General features: G+C 39.1%; 22 protein-coding genes and 1 pseudogene. 9 read left to right on the forward strand and 14 right to left on the reverse strand.

The window, feature by feature from the left end; all coding sequences use genetic code 11:
* Positions 1-320 (forward strand): SIMPL domain-containing protein (locus tag B3Y13_RS00005; RefSeq protein ID WP_296691787.1); only part of this gene is annotated, 320 nt, incomplete at its 5' end.
* Between the two features lie 124 nt (positions 321-444).
* On the opposite strand, the gene B3Y13_RS00010 is transcribed toward B3Y13_RS00005, so the two are convergent.
* A complete protein-coding gene (locus tag B3Y13_RS00010; RefSeq protein ID WP_296691791.1) occupies positions 445-801 on the reverse strand; it encodes an arsenate reductase family protein in 357 nt (118 codons plus the stop codon).
* A gap of 123 nt (positions 802-924) precedes the next feature.
* On the opposite strand from B3Y13_RS00010, the gene B3Y13_RS00015 reads away from it, so the two are divergent.
* Positions 925-2,145 carry an ATP-binding protein gene (locus tag B3Y13_RS00015; RefSeq protein ID WP_296691792.1) on the forward strand — a complete coding sequence of 407 codons (1,221 nt, stop codon included), beginning with the start codon at positions 925-927 and terminating at the stop codon, positions 2,143-2,145.
* Positions 2,146-2,322: 177 nt separating this feature from the next.
* On the opposite strand, the gene B3Y13_RS00020 is transcribed toward B3Y13_RS00015, so the two are convergent.
* The 12 genes from B3Y13_RS00020 to B3Y13_RS00075 all read right to left on the reverse strand — a co-directional run bounded on the left by B3Y13_RS00020 (position 2,323) and on the right by B3Y13_RS00075 (position 14,696).
* Positions 2,323-3,435, reverse strand: a complete 1,113-nt coding sequence (locus B3Y13_RS00020) for a glycosyltransferase (protein ID WP_296691794.1) — start codon at positions 3,433-3,435, stop codon at positions 2,323-2,325.
* Positions 3,419-4,519, reverse strand: coding sequence for a glycosyltransferase family 2 protein (locus B3Y13_RS00025; RefSeq protein WP_296691796.1), 1,101 nt, complete (start codon positions 4,517-4,519; stop codon positions 3,419-3,421). The genes B3Y13_RS00020 and B3Y13_RS00025 overlap by 17 nt, the downstream gene beginning before the upstream one ends.
* A 33-nt stretch (positions 4,520-4,552) precedes the next feature.
* A complete protein-coding gene (locus tag B3Y13_RS00030; protein WP_296691798.1) occupies positions 4,553-5,719 on the reverse strand; it encodes a hypothetical protein in 1,167 nt (388 codons plus the stop codon).
* 100 nt (positions 5,720-5,819) lie between these two features.
* On the reverse strand, positions 5,820-6,764 hold the full coding sequence (locus B3Y13_RS00035) for a glycosyltransferase family 2 protein (RefSeq protein ID WP_296691800.1): 945 nt from the start codon (positions 6,762-6,764) through the stop codon (positions 5,820-5,822).
* Complete coding sequence (locus B3Y13_RS00040; RefSeq protein WP_296691803.1) at positions 6,743-7,744, reverse strand: glycosyltransferase family 2 protein; 1,002 nt, start codon at positions 7,742-7,744, stop codon at positions 6,743-6,745. The genes B3Y13_RS00035 and B3Y13_RS00040 overlap by 22 nt, the downstream gene beginning before the upstream one ends.
* On the reverse strand, positions 7,737-8,822 hold the full coding sequence (locus tag B3Y13_RS00045) for a polysaccharide pyruvyl transferase family protein (protein ID WP_296691805.1): 1,086 nt from the start codon (positions 8,820-8,822) through the stop codon (positions 7,737-7,739). Before B3Y13_RS00045 ends, B3Y13_RS00040 begins: the two co-directional genes overlap by 8 nt.
* A gap of 1 nt (position 8,823) precedes the next feature.
* Positions 8,824-9,945: a radical SAM protein gene (locus tag B3Y13_RS00050; RefSeq protein WP_296691810.1), complete on the reverse strand. Its 1,122-nt coding sequence runs from the start codon at positions 9,943-9,945 to the stop codon at positions 8,824-8,826.
* Between the two features lie 23 nt (positions 9,946-9,968).
* Positions 9,969-10,802 carry a hypothetical protein gene (locus B3Y13_RS00055; protein ID WP_296691813.1) on the reverse strand — a complete coding sequence of 278 codons (834 nt, stop codon included), beginning with the start codon at positions 10,800-10,802 and terminating at the stop codon, positions 9,969-9,971.
* Positions 10,799-12,310: a lipopolysaccharide biosynthesis protein gene (locus B3Y13_RS00060; RefSeq protein ID WP_296691816.1), complete on the reverse strand. Its 1,512-nt coding sequence runs from the start codon at positions 12,308-12,310 to the stop codon at positions 10,799-10,801. Before B3Y13_RS00060 ends, B3Y13_RS00055 begins: the two co-directional genes overlap by 4 nt.
* Positions 12,311-13,168 carry a glycosyltransferase gene (locus B3Y13_RS00065; protein ID WP_296691818.1) on the reverse strand — a complete coding sequence of 286 codons (858 nt, stop codon included), beginning with the start codon at positions 13,166-13,168 and terminating at the stop codon, positions 12,311-12,313.
* On the reverse strand, positions 13,165-14,253 hold the full coding sequence (locus tag B3Y13_RS00070) for an acyltransferase family protein (RefSeq protein WP_296691821.1): 1,089 nt from the start codon (positions 14,251-14,253) through the stop codon (positions 13,165-13,167). Before B3Y13_RS00070 ends, B3Y13_RS00065 begins: the two co-directional genes overlap by 4 nt.
* Positions 14,250-14,696 carry a hypothetical protein gene (locus tag B3Y13_RS00075; RefSeq protein WP_296691825.1) on the reverse strand — a complete coding sequence of 149 codons (447 nt, stop codon included), beginning with the start codon at positions 14,694-14,696 and terminating at the stop codon, positions 14,250-14,252. Before B3Y13_RS00075 ends, B3Y13_RS00070 begins: the two co-directional genes overlap by 4 nt.
* Positions 14,697-14,786: 90 nt before the next feature.
* Here B3Y13_RS00075 and B3Y13_RS00080 point away from each other — a divergent pair, with 90 nt between their 5' ends.
* The 3 genes from B3Y13_RS00080 (at position 14,787) to B3Y13_RS00090 (ending at position 17,073) form a co-directional block, all read left to right on the forward strand.
* Entirely contained in the window at positions 14,787-15,101 is a 315-nt protein-coding gene (locus tag B3Y13_RS00080; RefSeq protein ID WP_296024756.1) for a helix-turn-helix domain-containing protein, read from the forward strand.
* A gap of 62 nt (positions 15,102-15,163) precedes the next feature.
* Positions 15,164-15,757, forward strand: a complete 594-nt coding sequence (locus B3Y13_RS00085; RefSeq protein WP_296691828.1) for a TIGR01440 family protein — start codon at positions 15,164-15,166, stop codon at positions 15,755-15,757.
* Complete coding sequence (locus B3Y13_RS00090; RefSeq protein WP_296691831.1) at positions 15,754-17,073, forward strand: MATE family efflux transporter; 1,320 nt, start codon at positions 15,754-15,756, stop codon at positions 17,071-17,073. The genes B3Y13_RS00085 and B3Y13_RS00090 overlap by 4 nt, the downstream gene beginning before the upstream one ends.
* 336 nt (positions 17,074-17,409) lie before the next feature.
* Here B3Y13_RS00090 and B3Y13_RS00095 read toward each other — a convergent pair.
* Positions 17,410-17,741 (reverse strand): annotated as a pseudogene (locus tag B3Y13_RS00095) (DUF4491 family protein).
* A 281-nt stretch (positions 17,742-18,022) separates the two neighbouring features.
* Here B3Y13_RS00095 and B3Y13_RS00100 point away from each other — a divergent pair.
* The 4 genes from B3Y13_RS00100 to B3Y13_RS00115 all read left to right on the forward strand — a co-directional run.
* On the forward strand, positions 18,023-18,661 hold the full coding sequence (locus B3Y13_RS00100; protein WP_296691836.1) for a master DNA invertase Mpi family serine-type recombinase: 639 nt from the start codon (positions 18,023-18,025) through the stop codon (positions 18,659-18,661).
* Between the two features lie 106 nt (positions 18,662-18,767).
* On the forward strand, positions 18,768-19,247 hold the full coding sequence (locus tag B3Y13_RS00105; RefSeq protein ID WP_296691838.1) for a pyridoxamine 5'-phosphate oxidase family protein: 480 nt from the start codon (positions 18,768-18,770) through the stop codon (positions 19,245-19,247).
* Positions 19,248-19,439: 192 nt separating this feature from the next.
* Positions 19,440-19,721, forward strand: a complete 282-nt coding sequence (locus tag B3Y13_RS00110) for a CD3324 family protein (protein ID WP_296691841.1) — start codon at positions 19,440-19,442, stop codon at positions 19,719-19,721.
* Between the two features lie 285 nt (positions 19,722-20,006).
* Positions 20,007-20,468 (forward strand): GNAT family N-acetyltransferase (locus tag B3Y13_RS00115; protein ID WP_296691843.1); only part of this gene is annotated, 462 nt, incomplete at its 3' end.

Raw genomic sequence — 20,468 nt, forward strand, 5'->3', positions numbered from 1 at the left:
CGTCAAAAGTCGCAGAAGTGAAAAAGGCACAGGACGATTCCCTTGACCTTATGAGCAGCGGAATCGCAGTCTCAAAAGACTACAACAGCAAGATTTCATTTGAATTCACAAAGCTGAACAACATAAAGCCGCAGATGATTGCGGAGGCGACAAAAAACGCACGCACAGCAGCCGAGCAGTTTGCGCATGATTCTGGAAGCAAAGTCGGAAAAATCAAAACTGCAACCCAGGGATTTTTTAGCATAGAGAACGCTGCCGAAGATCTTCAGGAAAAAAAGACAATCCGCGTGGTAACCACAGTCGAATATCTTTTAAAATAAAACAAACCTCCCGTTCATGCCAGTCAATGACAAGCGGAATCCGTCGCTGAACAGACATACTGCGGCGGATTTTATTTTTTAATCAATTTTGAACAAAAAGCACGCTTACATCACTTCAAAAAATCTACTTCCACCCTTCCCAGATTTTCACTTCAAGTCCGCAGGTAGCTGCGTTTTTTCCGTTCCGGCAAATCGGAAGCTTTAGCAAAAGCGGGTTTTCAAAAAGTTTTTCTTCTTTGTCAGCGTCATCAAGATATGCGAACGAGGCGTAATCCTTTGATTTTTTGTCTGCCAGAAGCGCAACCGCATCCGCACGTGAGCCAGTCTCGCGCGAAAGTGAATCCACAACGCTTTCAAATTCGCTGCGGCTCATCTCTTTTTCCTTTAAATCGATGAACTGAAAAGGAATTCTTCGTTCTTTGAACCACATCTGCGCCTTTTTTGTGTCAAAATTCTTTGTCGTGCCAAAAATCTGAATCATGCAAAAATTATAGCAGAAATCGTGCGGAAGTTACAGGTATGACAAATATAATACAAAAATTTTTCAATATCAACTTAAAAACAACCTTGACATGGCAATATTTTCAAAGTACACTTTGAATAAATGATAAGAAGTTCATATTTTCAAAGTATAGAAGCATTTAAAGACAAGCAGGTAATCAAAGTTCTGACAGGAATCCGCCGGTGCGGAAAATCCGTGCTTATGGAACAGTTTATGCAGACACTTCTGGACAGAGGCGTTTCAGAGAGGCAGATTACTTATATCAGGCTTGACGACTTGAATAATGAGCTTTTATTGGAATATCACAATCTTTATGCGTTCATAAAATCCGCTCTTTTGGAAGACAAAATGAACTATGTTTTTATTGACGAAGTTCAGCTTTGCAATGATTTTCAGAAGCCAGTAGAAACACTTTTCAACTACAAAAACGTGGATTTGTATCTGACAGGCTCGAACGCGGATCTGCTGTCCGGGGAACTAGCCACTCTTTTAAGCGGAAGATACGTTACGATTGACATGCTTCCCTTTTCATTCTGCGAATATCTTGAATGCATAAAGGAAAATAATTTTCCATCTCAGACAACCGAAGAAAACTATTACGACTACGTGAAATTCGGAAGCATGCCGTTCACCGTTCAGCTCAAAAAAAACACTGAAAGCGTATACCAGTACCTGAACGGAGTTTACAACACGATAATCGTAAAGGACATCGCAAGGCGGCATCAGATAAAGGACGTTGCGGTTCTTGAAGCCGTAATAAAATTCATGTTCCAGAACTGCGGAAATTTCTGCACTTCAAAAAAAATCAGCGACACGCTTACAAGCTCCGGGCGAAAAACAAGTCAGCCCACAGTCGAAAACTATATGCACTTTCTTGAGGAATGTTTTTTAGTCTACAGGGTTGAACGTTACGATGTGCGCGGAAAGGAGCTTCTTAAAAACATCTCAAAATACTACATCGCCGACACAGGACTTCGGAACATGCTTTTGGGCTACAGAAATATCGACATGGGGCACATCCTTGAAAACCAGATTTTTCTTGAGCTTAAGCGGCAGCATTTTACGATTTACACGGGCAGAAACCTCGATGCCGAAATAGATTTTGTGGCAAAGAATCAGACTTCTCTTTTTTACATCCAGGTTGCAGAAACCGTAAAAGACGAGGAGACGCTGAAACGTGAGCTTTCTGCCTTCAAAAACATTCCGGATTCGTACCCGAGAGTTATAATCACGATGGACAGAAATTTGAACTCAGATTTCAACGGAATCCGCAACATCAACGCGCTCGATTTTCTTACAAGAAAGGAGAAGCTTGGTTTTTAGAATCTGAGTGGGATTTTTAGACTGTAATAAAATTCCTATGATTTTTTGATATAGAATACAGACCTGCTATAAATCAACAGAAAACTCTATTCCAACTGGCTAAAATAATATGCACATCAAGCTCCATACAGATTTACCTGAATGTAAATGGAAAGCTTTTTCGCAGAACACGAATTTTTATAGCAAATCCGCAAATTTATTTCTGTTATATCTCTCAAAAAATTCATCAGCGGAGCTTTGCTTTTGCTTTGCAGAAATGCTTTTCCAGTTATTCAAAATATCCGCGAACTTTTGCGCAAGTTTTTTCTTTTCCGATGTGCTTGCTTCAAAAAAGAGCGGATTTTCAGAGTTGTCCTGTATTCCTTCAAAAGCGACTTCTGTTCCGATTACAGGAGTTCCAGAAGAAAGCGCGTCTATGACTTTTACTTTTACGCCTGCACCTTTAAATAACGGCGCGACAAGAGCCTGACACTTTGCAATCTCCATAACAGGATTTTCAACAAAGCCCAGAATCTTGAAATTTTTATAAGCTGAAATTTTAGATTTTAAATGTTCAGTCATTCCGCCGCCAATCACAGCAAACTGAAAATCCTCAGAGGCGGAAAGATTCGGATAGACATTTTCTAAAAACCATTCAAGCCCGGCTGAATTTTCCGCTCTGTTCCATGCGCCGTAAAAGCAGAACTTATTTTCTATTTTCTCAATTCCCGACTTTTCATAATCAAAGCGGCCGTTTTTAAGATAAAAATTGACGGCGGTAGAATCTAGACCGTATTCCTTTTTTATTACATCGCAATCCTTAGGGCTGAATGTGATTATTTTTTCAGCAGAGCAAAGCAGTTTTTTCTCGCAAGATTTTATCCATGGCAGAAAAAGTTTGCCTTTTCTTGAAAATTTCTGGCAGATAACATCGTGGCACATAAGAACTTTGTTCGGATGCTTTACAAAAAGCGAATATATATGAACCTGAGAAAAATCGAAATAGAGCATATCAAAATTTGCTGCGATTTTCTGAATTTGTCTTAGAATACTTTTGTCAAAACGCTTTGTAAAGAACGGATTGAAAAATGGCAGTGAAAGACAATTTTTAAAAGCCGGCTTTATTTTTGCAAGGACTTTTATTTCTGGCGAAAGTTCAATCTTGTGCTCAGGATATTCTGCGTAGATTAAAGAAATTTTATGTCCACGGGAAACTAAATCATCTAAAAGACGACGTGAATAATCTTGTCCTGCGGTTTTCTGATTCGGCGGAAAAGCGGTGATGTAGAGAATACTAAGCGGCGATTTCATAAGAAACCTCCGTATTGTGTTCTAAGATTCCTAACTTGACTCTGAATCTTTCATAGACAGATGCTTCAGGAGCAACTACTCTATATTTGTACCCCCCCCCGTTAAATTTTTCATACATCTTTTTTGCTAGCGTAATATTCAAACACATAAAAAATGAAATTAAATGAATCTTAATTGATTTTTCAGTTCTAAGGTAAAAGTGTTTCACTTTTTTGTATTCCATTACAAGTTCTTTGATTTTTTTGTCGTTTAAATCAGTTCCAAAACGGATATATTTTGCAAGAACCGAAAAATAAGACATGGCAATTTTCCTTTTACAGAGTTTTATCAGCTTTTTATCTGCGTGATAATTCGCTTGCGCAATAGCAAGCATTTCATTTGATACATCAATCAGCGCAAGATGTTTCTGAGCAAGAATTGATTTTGTAGTCGAAATATCACGTTGAAAATAGGCATATATTTCTTTTGTACTTTTTACATATCTGGCGCATTTTTGAAAAAGTTTGAAGTTTATTATGTTGTCTTCGTAAATTTTTCCAGCCGGAAAACGAAGTCCACGAAACAATTCTCTTTTAAAAAGTTTTCCCCACACTGCAAAATCATTTTTTCCGTGCATTTTGTCTTGTTTTAAGTAATAACAGAGAATCTCGTCAGTGCCGGCAATAATCTTTTCTTTTGGATTTTTATATTTTTGAAATGCAACCGGTTTGTTTTCGTATGCAAAAACAAAATCCGCTGATACAGCATCCGCATTGAACTTTTCAATCAAAGTGTAAAGATATTCAAAGCAATCAGTAGAAATCCAATCATCACTGTCCACAAAACCGATATACTTGCCTATTGCGATTTCAAGCCCATTGTTTCTTGCAGAACTTTGGCCGCCGTTTTCTTTATGAATAACTTTTATCCTTGAATCCTTTGCAGCGTATTTATTACAAATTTCTGCAGAATTGTCTGTGGAACCGTCATCAACTAAAATCAGCTCAAAGTCACGAAACGTTTGCGCGAGAATTGAATCAACACAACGAGAAAGATATTTTTCAACATTGTAAACAGGAACTATTATGGAAATTACGGGTGTCATTCGGCTTCCTTTGCGATTTTTCATTCATTGCTTTTACTCTGAGCAAAAAGAATTCGTCCGTTTGTATGAAACTGTTTTTGAAAAATCAATTTTTTCTTTTCTTGTGTAAGAAAATCCGAGCAGTAAAGTTGAAGCAAACGCAAATTTATTCATTCCTATTGTTCCCCCTTTAAAATCCATAAAAAGAAAGTAGATGAAAATCAGAATAAAAATGTAATAATCTGTGCGCTTTTTTAGCGGAAAAGTAATAATCATTTGATAAAAAACCAGAAGCAGATAAAATAAAATTCCACCGTACAATAAATGCCTTAAAATTCCCGGGTCTACATGCATATAATATCTGCCGTCATCTGTTGTATATTTTCCACTTCCAAAAATAAGCTCCCGCTCGTCAAAATCACGATGCCACATTTCCTTTAACTGATTTGTCGAGGCTGTCTGAGCTTTTCCAGAATCTAATTTCTGATAGATAAACTCAAAAGCGTAGGGAATCAGATAATCAACAACCATGTCTTTGAATTTCTTTGGAGCAACAGTCAGAGTCAATGAAATTATTATGGCAATTGAAACAAGCAGCTTTGCTATTGCCGAGAATTTATTTCTTGTTTTTACTTTTAGAGAAATCAAAAAATAAATGCAGCCGATTCCTATCCCTACAAATCCAGTCCGTCCTGCAAAAAACACACCGACAACAATCAGAAGTCCTGTAATAAGCTGGCGAAATTTTATTTTTTTAGACTCGACCAAAGTCTTTATGTACAAAATAAACGCAACTCCATAGACAAGAGAAAGGTGATATGTTGTCGCCGCGGAAAGAGCGTATCCTCGCACCCTGTCTCCTAAGCCGATTACGCTTTCCGGGTCAAAATGGTTAAAAAGACGGACAAACTTTCCAATCGAAGAAGGAAACGAAGTTGCGACAAGCTCAATAAAAGTCTGGATTACAAAAATCAAGATGAAACTTTTCACGACTTTATCGAAGCTTACATTTTTCACATCGATATAAGTAAAAAAGAAAACGGCGCAGACAAAATGAACAAGCTGCGTAATCATCAGTTTCATAAATGAAAAATCAGCAGTTCTGTAAATAACCGGAAATATTCCTGAAAAACCAATAATAAAAATCTGAAAAATAAAAGCTCTGCGGATAAATTTTGTTCCCCAGATTCTTAAAAATGAAAAAAGCCATGCTTTATTCACGCAGACACACAAAAAAAGAGGAACGGCGATCAGTATGCTTGCTGGGAAAACGAGAATGTAGAAGCTGAAAATGTAACAGAACAATAAAAACGTGAACAATTTAAATCCTTTTCAATTTCGCATAAAGATACAAAACCTTGTGATTCAGTTTTTTTGATTTGAGCAGAAGATTTTCTGAGCTTTTCAGTTCTTTTTTCAATTCTTCGCTGCCGCTTATAAGCTCCAATGATTTTTTAGACTGGATTATTCCTGAGACAATCTGGGCGGCTCTTGTTATAAAAAGTTTCTGCAATTTTTGCGGAAGATTTTTTGAAAGAGCAACAATTTTGTTTGCAATATAAAATTTATCCCGTATATTTTTTTGTTTTACAGAATTGATAATCGAGCCGTTTCTGTTGTCAACGTAAAAGTAAAAAACACATGGGCAGATATGAATATTTTTTGCCTGCATTAGAATTTGTGCAAACCAAAGTTCGTCTTCGTGCAGGATTCCTTTTTCAAAGCGAAGGGCGTTTTCCTTTAGATAATCAAGCCGCAGAACAAACTGCTGTCCTGCCGTATGCAGATAATAATTTTTTATAACACGTTTTATGAATCTCTGAAGCGGAAGCGTCTCATCTTTGTATTTGCTGCTTACAGAATTCGGATTGCTTGACCAGTATTCATTCGGAAGATAGCAGATTTCCGGGAAAGAAGCATTTTTTAGGGAATTTGAAATTTCTTCAAGAACTGCGTCTGAATAAAGATAATCGTCGCTGTCCAAAAACAAAACATATTTTCCGCTTGCGGCGGAAATTCCTGTGTTGCGCGCATCGGAAAGACCTCCGTTTTGTTTGTGAATGACTTTTATCCTGTTGTCTTTTTTAGCGTAATCATCGCATAAAGCCGGGCAATTGTCAGGCGAGCCGTCATCAACAAGAACCGCTTCCCAGTCGTTAAAGTTTTGCGATAAAACAGACTCAACGCATTTTGAAAGATATTTTTCTACTTTATAGACAGGAATTATTATGGAGAAAAAGTGATTTATTTTTTGAGTTTCAGGCATAGATAATCTCCTATTTTTTGAAAGACAGCTGCTCCGCAAACAAATAAAATTCTAAAATTTAGCAAGAGCTTGTACCCCCCCCCATCAACAGATGTATTGTGCAATATGTGCAGTGCGAGTATTTGATATGGAACGAAAATACCTTTTGTAAATTTCTGCTTTTTCATTTTCGTTATAATTTCTTTTATATAACTAGTTTCATTCTGAGAGGAGTTTGAATAAGTTAGAAAAATATTTTTATGAAAATCTGACTCTTTATCTGAAAGATTAAAATAACTTACAAAAATTTTATGAACAGAATCAACTTGTTCTTTTCTAAAAACACTAGATGTTTGTTTTTCAAAAAATCTGTATTCAAACAGCCGTTCTTTTAGATTGCCGCCTTTTATCCCTTTTGAAACAATAAGTCTTACCCAAAGTTCATAATCTTCTGCATACAGAAAATTTTCGTCATAAAGATTTTCTTTGTATGTTTCTGAGCGAATCAGAACAGCAGGGTGAATAAAAGAAGAATAAAAGCCAAGACAAAATAAGTTTTCTTCCGCAGTTATTGGCAGATGAGAAACTCGAAATTTCTTCCCATTTTCATTGATGTAAAAAGCATTCGTTCCGCAAAAACCGTAATCTCTATGCTTTTCCAAAAAATCAACTTGATTTTCAATTCGCTTTGGTAATGAAATGTCGTCGGCATCCATACGGGCAATATATTTTCCGTTTGCCTGCAAAATCATATTGTTCAGAGTTTTTACAATTTTTAGGTTTATCTCGTTTTTATAAAGCTTTATGCGGGAATCTTCCGCCGCAAGTTTTTGCAAAATGGCAAAAGTGCCGTCCGTTGAGCAGTCATCTGTAATAATTATTTCAAGATTTTTGTATGTCTGGCTCATTATTGAACGAACTGCCGATTCAACATATTTTTCTGTGTTGTAGCAAGGAATTATTACTGAGACCAATGGAGAATTTTTTGTATTTTCAGCCATTTAATGCCTCCTTTAAAATATGAAACTCAGGAATCAACTGATTGTTTATCGCAAGATTTTCAAGATTTAAAATCTCTTCTATAGCATTTTTTACTTTTTCAAGAGAATCTGCATAGAACATATAATTACAGTCTTTAAACCAAATAAAACCGTTTTTAACTTTTCCGTAAGAATTATCCAAAGCGATGCAAGGTGTTTTTGAGATATAGCTTAAAATTGTTCCGTGATAACGGTCTGTAACAACAAACTGAAAGTGGTTGAAAAATTCTAAAACTTGTTGAACTTTCTCTTCCTTGTTATTAATATTCCTGCCGCTTAAATCATCAGTATCCCAATATTCAAATGAAAATCCATTTTCGTTCAAACAGTTTTCAATATTTTTAACAAAAGCATTTTCCATCTTGCTTTCAATATCTTTTCTAAAGCAAAGCAGGACTTTTTTATTTTTTTGATAATCAAAAAATCTTTTTGGCAAAGCAGAAAGAACCATATCCGGACAAATACGAACATCACATTTGAAATTCTGTTTGCAAAAATCAAGACTAGGAACATCCCGGGCAAAAATCGTTAGATTTTTATGAGATGAATAAATTTTCTTTGCACGGTTTAAAACATAATTTTTCTTCTTGTCTCCAAAATAAACTGTCTGCGGCATAGAAATTATTCTGTTTTTTGGAAACCACTTGACTATATTTTGTCTTAAATATTCTTCAGACGAATAAAACGTTCCCATGTTTCCGCCCCCCTGAATAATGATTAAATCATCATCATTCAGGGGAAGAGAGCGAAGTTTCTTTTTATTCACACACTGGCGGCTATACAAAACTGCTTTTATCGGCAAGGCGGCATATTTTTTCAAAAAATCCAAAGACTTCACGAAAATAGCGACATCTCCAAGATTCGAATATGAAGGGGCTAAAACATAGACAATTCCGCATTTTGAATGAATTTTATCTAAAGGCAGAGTTTGCTTTTGTTTTTTATAGTAATAATTATAATTTCGCAAAAGTCTTAATTTTTGAAAACAAAGAGAATGTTTGCATAAAAAATTAAGAATCAGTTTTATAGTTTTTTTCATTTTATTTTTTAATCCTAAGACGACGTTTTAATGCCCGGAATTTTCCACTCATCAATCTAAAAAGATGAAGCTGCTTGTTTTTTCTGATCGCTTTCTTTTTTTCTTTGTCTGTAAAAACCGAATTTTGAGTTCCTGCATTTAGCGAAAAGAAATTTTGACAAGAAGGTGTCAGCCAATACCCCCCCCCGTATATTTTCCTATCTCTCTCATCTTTATAAGTTGGAATCGGCAGATTTAAATCTGGAACGTTTCCGGCAAGCGCGAGGAATGCATGTCCATTAAAGCAGTGCGGAAGCGAGCATTTTCCAATCGGAGAAAAATCAATCGGCTTTTCAATGTCTGTAAAAAGGTTTCCTAAATGGTCTCCGCAATAGCAGCTTTTGTATTCGCCTGACTCAAGATAAACATAAAGTGAATTTTGTCCTGCGTAACAAAATTCATTGATTTTTCGACCAAAAAGGCTAAATTTAAAATCGAAAAGCGGAGAATTAAAAACAGACCAAGTTTTTTTATATTCTTCTTTTGAAAGTTTCGTTAAAAGCTCAATTTTTTTAGTGGCTTCATTTCGAGCCACAGTTATATGAGGCAACGCTCCAAAATTTTTTATTGAAAATTCTTTTATCTCATCAATGTACGGGATAAGTTCGTCGTGAGGAGTTATTTCGATTGTATAAGAAATTCCCGCAGCTTTTACCTTGTTTACATTCTCAGCAAAAGTTTCAAGGAGATTTTTTTCTTTTAACTGCAAATAATGAAACGAAAATTTTAAAAACAGACGGCTCCGTTCCTTTTCATCAAGAAGCGCAATCAGCTCGTCGATTTTTTTTGTGATTGATCCGTTTGTAATTATGTCGCAAAAATGCCCCTCATCAATCAGCCCTTTTACCAACGGAAACAGATTTTTTTGCAGCGTAGTTTCTCCTGATGCGCACATATTGAAATAGCAAATTCCGCCAAGCCTTTTAACAGAAAAAGCCTTTACCATATCTTCAACAGAAATTGGAAAATCAGCTATTCTTCCATTGTAAGGATTTGAATGGCAGCCTAAATAGCAATATGAACACCGAAAATTGCAAGCAAAAGTTGGAACTCCGCAAGTTATAAATCTTTTAATCTTTTCCATAATTCTATTTTTCTCCTTTAGTTTCAAAACTCAAAAACATATTCACAGTCTTTGTCTGTGTAATATTCAAAGAATCTGTTTATGTTGAATTTTATTTTTTTTGAATTCAAAAGCTGAAGAAAATACTTGAAGACATTCTTCCGCATTGCTGGCTCCAAAAGCCACTCGTGAGTAAAAACCACAACTTCATTTTCATCTTTATTTTCTAAAAACAGTTCCTTGAAATTTTTTATGTCATCGAAGCGAAAGTCTGTTTTTGCAAAAAATAAATTGTCCGCAATAAGCATCTCGCTTTTGTTTAGCTCGCTCTTTTGAACTGAATCCAAATAATACGAATCACGGCTGCTGTCCGCACATAAAAGCTGCCGGATTCCGTTTTTTGTGCTTTTGTCCGAAATTGCCTCTATGAATTTCTTGTCGCCTGAAAAATAATCAAGCCGCACTGTCTTTGCTATGCAATCCGAAGTTCCTGTTATTCGTTCAATCTGATTCACGAACATTTTGTACCCCCCCCCGTCAAAAGTATTGCCTTTTACTGGTCTTTCTGCATGAAAGCCGAATTTCAGCCAGCCGGAAGAAGCCTTGAAATCATCCACAAATCGTTCTGTGCATTCAGCAAGTGAAAATCCTTCTTTTTCATAAAAACAATACAGTGAAACTTTCGCATTGTATTTTTCGTGGAGGAATTTTATGTAAGCGAAAAACGGCTCATCAAAAGCGGAGCTGTATTTTCCCTCATTTTTTGTAAGATTCTCAAAGCAACCTATTACATCATCAACGGAAAAATGAATCTTTTGAGATGCGAAGAAATTCATGGAAAGGCTGATAAAGAGCAAAATCAAAATAAGTTTTTTCATTTTCTGCCTCTCCTGATTTTTTCAATTATTGCTTTTCTTTCATTTGTCTTCATTCCTATAAAAAAAATCAATATTCCTGAAACAATGGCGGATACAATGCAAGTCGCAAAAAAGTGCAGAACGGTTTTTGAAATCATTTTCCCGAAAAGCAAAGTCAGCGAAGCGGAGACCGCCGCAATAAAAACTGGAATCAGAACTGAATCGCGCAAAAATGGACGGGCGCGCAAGGCAAAATATTTTTTTGAAAGCAGAATGCGTATTCCGAATGTGGCGCAGTTCAAGGCAATTCTTATGTAAAGAATCCAGTACGGATTTGCTCCAAGACAAAATGCGGCAATAGAAAAAGGCAAATTTAAAATGTTTATTATTCCGACTATTATCTGATAAGCGCGGATTTTTCCTGCCGCCTGAATGGAAATCCAAAGAGGTCCGTTAAGCGCTTCTATAAGCGAAAAAATTAAGACAAGCCGGACAAAGCCGATCGAATACTGAGGAACATTTTTTAGCCAAAGCGAAAGCAGAAAACTGCAGTTTACATAAACCGGCAGAACAATCAGCCAAAGAAGATAAAATGAAAATTTGGCCGAGCGGTTTACAAGTCTCTGAAATTCCTCCTTTTCCCCAGCAGCATAGCTTTTTACCAGCTGTGGATTGAACGCCGTCTGAAAATTGCTCACAAAACTGTAGACAGCTGCATTCACCTGATTTGCAATTCCCATTGCCGCGTTTACAGTTACATTCGTGAAAATATTCAGGACAATGTTTGTTCCCTGAGAGTTCGCCACACTCGCGACGGCTCCAAACAAGCTCCACCCGCTGAATGAGACAAGTTCTTTTCCCAATCCTTTATCTTGATTTTTTCTATAGTGCGCAATCTCAAAATTCTTATTGCAATAAAACTTATATATGGCAAGAATGATGAATGAGACAGCAGCAAGCAGAAATGAATAGAAAATAAGCTTGTCGAATTGTGCAATTTTCAGAAGAAACACAACCGCAAGTTTCAGAACTGCCTCAACAACGCTCAAGCCTGCAAAAAAACTCATCTTCTCATAGGCGATAATTACGGCATTGTACGGAACGCGCATTATATTTGCCAAAGTTGTGATGACAGCAGCCTGATAGCACCAGAAAGCGGCATCGCTCCGTCCGCTTGGAATATTCAGTTTTGCATTCACAAACCAAAACCCGGCAGTCTCAGCCAGAACAACAAAAATCAGGCAGATACAACAATGAATCACAAGGCTTGCAGAATAAACATTCCGAGTCTTTTCAGCATCATTCTTTCCAAGGTAAAAATTAAGAAATCTCTGAACGCTTGTCGCCATAGCATTGTTCACAAAGCTGAACAGAACAACCACGCCTGCAACAACATTGTAGATTCCGTAGTCTTCCGCGCCGAGCGTGTTCAGAACGACACGCACCGTGTACAGAGACACAAGCATTATGAGAATCTGACGAAAATAGAGGGCGAGCGTGTTTTTTGCTATGCGGCTTGAATTACTCATTTAAGACAAAAATTCCTCATTTTCAATCTCCCCCAAAACTCTCTCATTCATCTCCTTTCTTTCCCTGTCGAGCCACCAGCCGTATTTCCCAAAATACTTGAACGCGCTTTTTATGTGAGCCAGAAGCATTTTGCGGTTTTTGTAAGATTCTTTCTGGTGGTCGTGGATTATCTGAACGCCCGGAAAATACAGCGTCTTTGCAACGCGGTGCAGGCGGCGGATCAGGTCGAAATCTTCAAAGTACATAAAAAATCTGTCGTCAAAGAAAATGTTGTTTTCTGCAAGAACGCTAAGCCGCATGAACATAAAGCAGCCCGAAAGACACGGCGGATTTATCACCTTGTCATAGCCAAATTTTTTAAGGCAGTAGCGGTCGTTTTTCTTTTCACTCCACTTTGTCTTTGGCAGAAAGCGGCGGAAAATCAAATCGCCCGGAGTCGGAAGCAGTTTGCACAGATATTGCATTTCGCCGTTCGGATAGACAACTTTTGGAAGCACATAGGCTGCGTCTGGATTTTTATCCATAAAATCTGTAAGAGCCGGCAAAACTTCCGTGCCAAAACGAATGTCCGGATTCAGCACAACGTGATACTCGCTTCCGTTTTCAATCGCCTCGCGCATAGCAAGATTGTGGCTTGCGCCATACCCCAGATTTTCGTTGTGGATGTAGCGGATTTTTGTAACGCCGTTTTCTTCCGAGCGTTTTTCAAGAATCCGCCATTTGTCGTTCGGTGAATTGTCGATAATATAAAGAGTTTCCACGCAGGCAGAGTCAAAAACAGACTTTAGGACAGCTTCTATTTGAGGGCGCGGAGTGTTGAACAAAACAATGCTTGCGGTAAGTTTTTTCGCGGTCATTTTACAGCCTCCGCATTACACCTGATTCCAAAAAGCTTCTGCTGAAAATTTTCAAGCAGATAAGCACACAAAAAAGAAGTTCCCAGAACACTAAAAATTGCGAACCCTGGCATTTTTTCAAAAACTCCGAGCGAAACAAAGCACATCGCAAGCGGATAATGAACCAGGTACAAGCTGTACGAGTAATCAGTTTTTCGCCCGATGTCCGCAAAGACTTTCAGATTCAATCCCAGGAACATCACACAGAATGAAAGGCAAATCGGCATAAGCAGAGCGGAAACAAAAGGAATCTTAAAAACATTCAGCAAAACAAGGAGCGCAAGACTTGGCAAGAAAGCAATCTTCAAGTTTGGAAAAAGTTTTTCACCATAAAAAGCAAAAATCATTCCGCTTGCAAAATACGAGATAAACGCCGGAAGCTGATTGTTCAATGCAGAAGGAAGCGAGGTCTTTTCAGTTACAAACGGCATAAGCACCTCGTACAAAACGGAAAGAAGATACAGTGCGGCAAGCACAATGCAGCCGTACCCCCCCCCGTTAAATTTTTCGTGCATTTTCTTCACAGCAAAAACAATGAACGGAAGGAGAATATAAAATCCAATCTCAATTTTTATAGTCCAAAGAGAACCGTTAACACTTCCATTCAAAGCCAAGCCTTCAAAAACACCAGGAAGATTAGGCTGGATAAAATTCAATGTGAAAATATTCGCCGCAAGATATTTATAGAAACTGCCATTGCAAAAATATTCACGCAACGGCAAGACAGAAAAGGCTGAAAGCCCGACTGCAAAGCCAAGCACAACTAGCCAATACTGCGGCAAAATCTTTTTGAATCGCTTTATTGCATATTCTTTTATCGAGGTGCTTTTTAGAAACGACTGTGTAACCCAAAATCCGCTTAAAATAAAAAAGACGTTAACGGCAATTCCCCGCAAGTCGTAGCAAGGAAAATTAACTCCGCTTAAAACAACGCAATGCTCATAAATAACAATCAGGCAGCACGCAAGACGAAGAAAGTTGAATGCATTGCTCTTTGAAACATTCACCGAAAAAATAGAAGATTTCTGAAGAATATCCGAGCTCATTCCATCTCTCCCGCGCTTCTTGAAAATCCACCTAAAACAGCCGAAAAAACTTCCGCGTCATCATCAGTTTCTTCATCAGGAACAAAATCTCTGCAAGTGTCATAAATCACTTGAACGTTGCTGCTTGAACTTCTGCAAAATTCAATAAACTTTTCAATCACGCTTTTTCTGATTTCTTCTCCGCCAAGCCAGACAGACTTATCTTCATCCGCAACCGGTGACAAAGTGCATATATATAGAAGAATTTGTTCAGTTTTGTCCGCCTTAAGCCGTTCAAGCACGAAAGAAAGCGTAGCCTCGCTCACGCCGTTCGGAAAAATCACAATGTCTTTTTCAGCCCAAGAGCCGCCGGCTTCGCCTGTGAGAAAATCGTGCATTTCGTTTATTTTTTTCTGCGTAAATCCGTCCGGGGCACAGCCGCAGAGAATGGCATGTCGGGTCAAAACAAAATCTCCTGAATATTGCTATTATCAACATAATATATTGCTTTTGGATAATTTTCAAGTATTGCTGATAGCAACATAATAATTTTAATGACAGATATTCTATTGGTTTTGGGAAGCAACATTAGAAAAATAAGAAAAGAATTCGGCTGGACTCAGGCTGATTTGGCGGAAAAATCTGGAATTTCAGTTCCTTTTATGACACAGATTGAACTTGGAAGAAAATCCGCCTCGCTGGAAGTTGTCCAAAATATCGCGGCCGCACTGAATATTTCCTATAAGCAACTTTTTGAAGAAAATATTGCTTCCAATAATCAGAAAAAAACAAATTTGTCATTGCTGGAACAAAATATCGCTTCTTCTGTTGTAAAAAAGATCCACGAGGAATTTCTTAAGATAAAATAAATCATGTGTTCCGAGCACAAAACTAAAAATTGTGGTACCATTCTGCGCATAAGGACAAAATTATGAATCAGAATGAAAATAAAACGACAACGGCGGAAAATCTTTCGGAAATTTCACGCCAGACGGAAAAGATAATCGCCGAGTTGCTCGATTCCTATCCGCAGAAAAAAGGCTCGGTTTTTGTAATCGGCTGCTCGACTAGCGAAGTTGCGGGCGGCTCTATAGGAAAAGACTCAAGCGTGGAAATCGGAAAGGCGATTTTTAAGACTGCAAAACGGATTCTGTCATCAAAAGGAATTTTTCTTGCGTGCCAGTGCTGCGAGCACTTGAACCGCGCGCTTGTTGTTGAGCGAGAGTGCGCCGAAAAATACGGCCTTGACGAGGTTTGCGTTGTGCCGTGGATTCATGGAGGCGGCTCGTTCGCGACTGCGGCATATTATGGATTCAAGGAGCCGGCCGTCGTGGAGCACGTCCGTGCAAGCGCAGGAATTGACATTGGAAGCACGCTGATTGGAATGCACCTGAAAGAAGTCGCAGTTCCTGTCCACCCGGAGCAGAAATTTATTGGCAAGGCTTACGTTACGGCGGCTTACTCACGGCCGAAGCTCATTGGCGGCGAGCGGGCAAGATACACAGCGGAAAAGCAAGAGCAGTGAGGCAGACAGATTTCACAAGCGGAAGCATAGCAAAGTCGCTTCTTGCGTTCACAGTTCCGCTGATGATTGGAAACATTCTTCAGCAGTGCTACAACATCACAGACACTTTGATTGTCGGACGTTTTCTTGGAAAAGAGCCGCTCGCGGCTGTCGGCTCTGCCTACACGCTGATGGTTTTTCTGACATCGGTTCTGACAGGGCTTTCAATGGGAAGCGGAGCTTTTCTTTCAATCGCGCTCGGAAAAAAGGACAGTGACGAGCTAAAAACAGGGAATTTCATGGCGTTCTCGATAATCGCCCTTTTCACTGCGGTTGTTCTTGCCGCTGTCTACATTCTGATAAATCCGCTTCTTCTCATTTTGCAGACTCCATCGGAAGTCTTTCTGCCGCTAAAAAGCTATCTTCTTGTGATTTTCTCGGGGATTCCGGCGGTTTTTCTCTACAATTACTATGCGTCGTCTCTTCGCGCGGTCGGAAATTCAAGTGCGGCTCTGATTTTTCTTGCAGTTTCGGCGATTTTGAACACAGTTCTCGACATTCTCTTTGTCGCTTTTTTCGGCTGGGGAATAAAAGGAGCGGCGGCGGCGACAGTCATCTCTCAGTACGTTTCTGCGGCTGGGCTTCTTTTTTACGCGATGAAAAACGCGCCGGTTCTAAGATTCGACAAAAAGCATATGAGATTTGAAAGAAGTTTTCTGCGTCCGATTTTCTCGCTCGCTTTTCTCACGTCTCTCCAGCAGTCGATTATGAACTTTGGAATTCTGATGGTTCAGGGGCGGGTGAACTCGTTCGGAACGGAAGTCATGGCGGCTTTTGCGGCTGCGGTCAAAATCGACACTCTCGCCTACTCGCCTGCGCAGGATTTCGGAAACGCATTCTCGACTTTTGTGGCGCAGAACCACGGAGCAAAAAAATACGGAAGAATCAAAAGCGGAATAAAGACAAGCGCGGCCGCGGTGGCGGTCTTCTGCCTGATTGTAAGCGCGGCGGTCTTCATTTTTGCAGGGCGGCTGACCGCGTTTTTTACAGGCGACGAAAATGTAATCAGGATTGGAACGCAGTATCTTAGGACTGAGGGAGTTTTCTACTGCCTGATTGGATTTCTTTTCCTTTTTTACGGATATTTCCGCGCGGTTCAAAAGCCTGCTGTGTCGGTCGTGCTTACGGTCGCCTCGCTTGGAACGCGCGTTCTTCTCGCCTACACGCTCTCGGCAGTTCCGGCAATCGGCGTTAAAGGAATATGGCTCAGTATTCCGATTGGCTGGGCATTTGCGGATGTTCTGGGAATTTTTCTCTTGAAGAGTGAGAAGAGATAAAGAAAGCGGAAAAAGGGAAAAGGGACACGGATTTTTTACTTTCAGAAATGATTTTTGGACAAGCGGAAATGTTTTCTGAATAGGAATCACATTTTTTTGACTAATAGAACGTGATTCCGAAAAATAAAATTGCTCGTTTTCAGAAAATAGAATTTTTCCACGATGAGAAAATGAGTGCTGTTGTCAAACGGAATGATTCCGCATCAAGAAATCACACACTTTTGACAAATGGAATTTTTCCGCGACTAAAAATCACATACTTTTATCAAACGGAATGATTCCGCAGAAAGAAATTAAACACTTTCAGCAAACGGAATTATTTTCCAGGCGATTTTTTCATTTTTTCTTTTCGTCTTTGATTTTGCCATTTTCTTTCTTAGCTTGCATATTGTCTTTTCTCCGTTCGTTTTTTGGAAACCAGCCTTTCTCGACGCGTTTTGTCTGCTCTTTCAGCTCCTTTATGCTCCAAAGGCNNGAGCCAGAATCACGGAGACGATTCCGCTTGTAAAGACAGAAAATACGCACAATAAAAGCCCGGCAACGAGAAAAACGGGCCAGATTTTTTCAGAGAAGTAATATTCGCCTTTTATGACAATCGGATGAAAGATTCCGATGATAAAAAGAGATGAGAACGCGATTATGATTCCGTCGAATCCTGAATATGCCATAAACAACTCCTTTTTAGCTTTGCTCCGAAAAAACGATTTCTAGCGGGCGTTGCGGGCTGGCGATTGAAGCCCGCACGGTGGGTAGCGTAAAAACGAAGTTTTGGAGCGAAGGGCGGCTGTCCGCCCTCATATTATTGAATATTACTTTTTTAAAAGATTTTCTGCAACTTTCTATATCGTTGAGCTGTCAAAGAAAATAGTTTGCATATCACTTTTCCATTAAAAAAAATCTATTCAAAAAAATCTTGCACAGTCCTTAAAAATTTGAGTATATTCAAATAATGACGTACGGATACATTCGCGTAAGCACTGACAAGCAGACTGTGGAAAACCAGAGGTTTGAGATTCTGGAATTTGCAAAACGGAACTCTCTTTATGTGGAAAAATGGATTGAAGAAACAGCGAGTGGAACGATTACCCCGGAACACCGCGAGCTTGGAAAACTTCTTGAAAAAATCCAAAAAGGAGATCTCATAATCTGCTCAGAGCTTTCGCGCCTCGGAAGAAGTCTTTTTATGATAATGTCGATTCTGAATAAGCTTATGGAAAAAGGCGCGCGCGTTTGGACTATCAAGGACGGCTACAGGCTTGGCGATGACATCCAGTCAAAAGTTCTAGCCTTCGCATTTGGACTCTCCGCAGAAATCGAGAGAAACCTTATCAGCCAGCGAACAAAAGAAGCCCTTGAACGAAAAAAATCGGAAGGACAAAAACTTGGGCGCCCGCCCGGAACAGAAAACGCCGCCTCAAAACTCGACGGCGCAGAGCTCGGCGCTACAATAATGCTTCTTCAGGGCATTTCCATAAACCGAATCGCAAATCTTTACGGCGTCCAACGAAAAACCGTCAAAAAATTTATTGCAAAAAGACGTTTAGATTCATCAGAAAATATAACAAGAACACTTCAACTGATTGGCTAAAGTTTTTCTTCTCGCTTCGTTTTCCTTGTAAAATTGATTTCCAAATTATAAAATGAATTTGAAAAAATTTCAATTTGCGAATTTTTATTGAAGAGGTGAAAAAAAAATGAGGCGAAAAGAAAGGGAAATTACTGACTTTGAAGAAATGATAAAAATTCTTGATGAGTCAAATTTTTTGACGCTTGCTATGATAAATGGAAATGAGCCGTATTCTGTGCCCGTAAATTTTGGGTACAAACTGGATGGCAACAGAAAAAGAATTCAGATTTTTATTCATGGAGCTACGGAAGGAACAAAGCTTAGCTGCATAAAAAATTGCCCGCGCATATCTTTTTCCGCTGTAAGCTATTCTGAAATAGGTACAGACAAAGCGCCTTGCGGCTGGACAGATTTTTACAGAAGTGTCTGCGGAAAAGGAAATGCGTCTATTTTAGAGGATGCAGATGAAAAAAAAGAAGGGTTAATCTGTATCCTAAAAAAATATGGGTACAAAGGTCCGGCTGTTTTTCCTGCTATTATGATGAAAAAAACGAGCATGATAAGAATTGATGTGGAAGAGCTGACTGGAAAATTCCATGAAAAATAAATAGAATTTCATAGTTTTTTATGTTATACTTTTTCAAGTTGAAGACGAATTGTTTTCTAAGGAGCGACTTATAAAAAACACGATAAAAATGGAACTTGTGCCGCGCCGGCAGTAAAGGCGCAGTTTGAGTTTCAAAGGCTTTTACTGCTTGTTCAATCAGAAATCCAAATCTTTTTGAAAAGCGTCATAAAAATGGACTACGTAAAAGCGAAAAATGTTCTTCCGCTTGCGCTTCTTGAAAAAATCCAGGAATACGCGGCGGGAACTTACCTGTATATTCCGCAGAAATGCGAGAACCGCAAAAACTGGGGCGAATCAAAAGATTCTAAAAACTGGTACAAAAGGCGAAACCAGCGGATATACAAAAACTACAAAGAGGGATTTTCGGTCAGCGAGATTTCACAAGAATTCTTTCTGAGCGAAAAGTCAATCTACAGAATCATCTCGTCCGAAAAAAAAGCGGAGGCAAGGTGAAAATCACGGCGGATACGGCAATGGATTTTGTCTGTCCGCCGTTTTTTTTGTCCGAACAGATTTTCTCATTCTCTTTTCTGAAATGTGTTTGAGGTAGGAAACCGGCGCGGTTCGGCGTATTATTAAACCATACGAAAAAGTCATTTTCTTGGCTGACAAAAGGAGTTTTTTGGCAAGGACAGTCCATCTCAAAGGTCATTCCTGTGCTCCGACACAGGAATCTATGCACAAAAAATCATCCGGTCAAACTGGATAATGACAAAAGAATAGGAGGCAAGATAAAAAATGAACAGCAAAATCGACATGAAAAAAATCACTTTCAGGAACGAGACACCTGCGGACTACAGGGCGGTCGAAAACCTTACGCGCGAGGCATTCTGGAACGTCTACAAGCCCGGCTGCGACGAGCATTTTGTGCTGCATAGCTTCCGCACGAGAAGCGACTTTGTGCCGGAACTCGACATTATAATGGAAGAAAACGGCGTTTTGATTGGACACGTGATGTTCGCAAGGGCAGAAATCAGGCTGAACAACGGCAAAACTCTTCCAATCATGACGTTCGGGCCGATCAGCATTGCGCCAAACTTCAAGCGCAAAGGCTACGGAACAGTTCTTCTCAGGCACGCGATGGAAAAGGCAAAGGAGATGGACTGTGGCGCGCTTGCAATCACCGGCAACATCGGCTTCTACGGAAAAAGCGGCTTTGTCGTGGCAAAAACAAAAGGCGTTTTCTACCATGCCGACCCG

Source organism: Treponema sp. UBA7567 (assembly GCF_002476655.1).
Taxonomy (GTDB): Bacteria; Spirochaetota; Spirochaetia; order Treponematales; family Treponemataceae; genus Treponema_D.

Excerpts from the sequence above, each read along its gene's own strand:
- B3Y13_RS00065 (WP_296691818.1), bottom strand. The coding sequence starts at position 13,168 with ATGACCGCGAAAAAACTTACCGCAAGCATTGTTTTGTTCAACACTCCG.
- B3Y13_RS00110 (WP_296691841.1), top strand. The coding sequence starts at position 19,440 with ATGGACTACGTAAAAGCGAAAAATGTTCTTCCGCTTGCGCTTCTTGAA.
- B3Y13_RS00020 (WP_296691794.1), bottom strand. The coding sequence starts at position 3,435 with ATGAAATCGCCGCTTAGTATTCTCTACATCACCGCTTTTCCGCCGAAT.
- B3Y13_RS00070 (WP_296691821.1), bottom strand. The coding sequence starts at position 14,253 with ATGAGCTCGGATATTCTTCAGAAATCTTCTATTTTTTCGGTGAATGTT.
- B3Y13_RS00025 (WP_296691796.1), bottom strand. The coding sequence starts at position 4,519 with ATGACACCCGTAATTTCCATAATAGTTCCTGTTTACAATGTTGAAAAA.
- B3Y13_RS00035 (WP_296691800.1), bottom strand. The coding sequence starts at position 6,764 with ATGCCTGAAACTCAAAAAATAAATCACTTTTTCTCCATAATAATTCCT.
- B3Y13_RS00085 (WP_296691828.1), top strand. The coding sequence starts at position 15,164 with ATGAATCAGAATGAAAATAAAACGACAACGGCGGAAAATCTTTCGGAA.
- B3Y13_RS00080 (WP_296024756.1), top strand. The coding sequence starts at position 14,787 with ATGACAGATATTCTATTGGTTTTGGGAAGCAACATTAGAAAAATAAGA.
- B3Y13_RS00040 (WP_296691803.1), bottom strand. The coding sequence starts at position 7,744 with ATGGCTGAAAATACAAAAAATTCTCCATTGGTCTCAGTAATAATTCCT.
- B3Y13_RS00045 (WP_296691805.1), bottom strand. The coding sequence starts at position 8,822 with ATGAAAAAAACTATAAAACTGATTCTTAATTTTTTATGCAAACATTCT.
- B3Y13_RS00015 (WP_296691792.1), top strand. The coding sequence starts at position 925 with ATGATAAGAAGTTCATATTTTCAAAGTATAGAAGCATTTAAAGACAAG.
- B3Y13_RS00100 (WP_296691836.1), top strand. The coding sequence starts at position 18,023 with ATGACGTACGGATACATTCGCGTAAGCACTGACAAGCAGACTGTGGAA.
- B3Y13_RS00055 (WP_296691813.1), bottom strand. The coding sequence starts at position 10,802 with ATGAAAAAACTTATTTTGATTTTGCTCTTTATCAGCCTTTCCATGAAT.
- B3Y13_RS00010 (WP_296691791.1), bottom strand. The coding sequence starts at position 801 with ATGATTCAGATTTTTGGCACGACAAAGAATTTTGACACAAAAAAGGCG.
- B3Y13_RS00060 (WP_296691816.1), bottom strand. The coding sequence starts at position 12,310 with ATGAGTAATTCAAGCCGCATAGCAAAAAACACGCTCGCCCTCTATTTT.
- B3Y13_RS00050 (WP_296691810.1), bottom strand. The coding sequence starts at position 9,945 with ATGGAAAAGATTAAAAGATTTATAACTTGCGGAGTTCCAACTTTTGCT.
- B3Y13_RS00105 (WP_296691838.1), top strand. The coding sequence starts at position 18,768 with ATGAGGCGAAAAGAAAGGGAAATTACTGACTTTGAAGAAATGATAAAA.